The sequence below is a fragment of the Aeromonas finlandensis genome (assembly GCF_000764645.1).
Lineage (GTDB): Bacteria > Pseudomonadota > Gammaproteobacteria > Enterobacterales > Aeromonadaceae > Aeromonas > Aeromonas finlandensis.
In genome coordinates this window covers 1-555 of the sequence record NZ_JRGK01000006.1, presented here as the reverse complement: position 1 = coordinate 555, position 555 = coordinate 1, and the positions used below count along the sequence as shown (strand labels likewise).

The 555-nt window shown below is 33.2% G+C and carries 1 protein-coding gene; it reads right to left on the bottom strand.

Annotated features, from left to right (window positions below):
* Positions 1–23: 23 nt before the first annotated feature.
* On the bottom strand, positions 24–555 hold a 532-nt coding region (locus LD28_RS23305; protein ID WP_206538729.1), incomplete at its 5' end, for a hypothetical protein.

Sequence of the window (555 nt, the reverse complement as noted above, 5' to 3'; positions counted from 1 at the left end):
GCGGTCAAAAAATGTATCAAAATTCATGATTTTGCCTTTACGAGTTCAGCGAAAACTGCACCTAGAATTAAATTGATATCAAGGTCGTATAGCAAGCCTTGAAGTTTTAATTCATTCTCTAGAACTTTTATTGGTTGTCGTAATTCTGATATTTTAAGTGAGTGCTTATTTCCAATTGCATTGTTAAGTAATCCGGTAACATGGCTTTTTATTGTTTGAAGGTCAAGTTCTGATATTATATGCCTATTATTTCTAAGCCATATATCCCAATTGGTTTTACATCTGGAACAATATTCTATCTCTTCATCTCCGGCTCCGGCTGAAGATAGTGTTCGCTGGATAATTGATGCATTTTTAATTGCTTTTCTATCACCACCTAGTAACAGAGCATCATAAGCTTCTTTAGAAATACTAAGTATTGGTAATAGGTCGTCAATGGATATGGCTGCATATTTTTCAATGGAGTCTATAGACAAGTCATGAATGACGCCACTTGATTTTTTTTCTACTAGGTCTAGTAATTTAATTAGGATTTCTTTAGATTCTAAATAACTT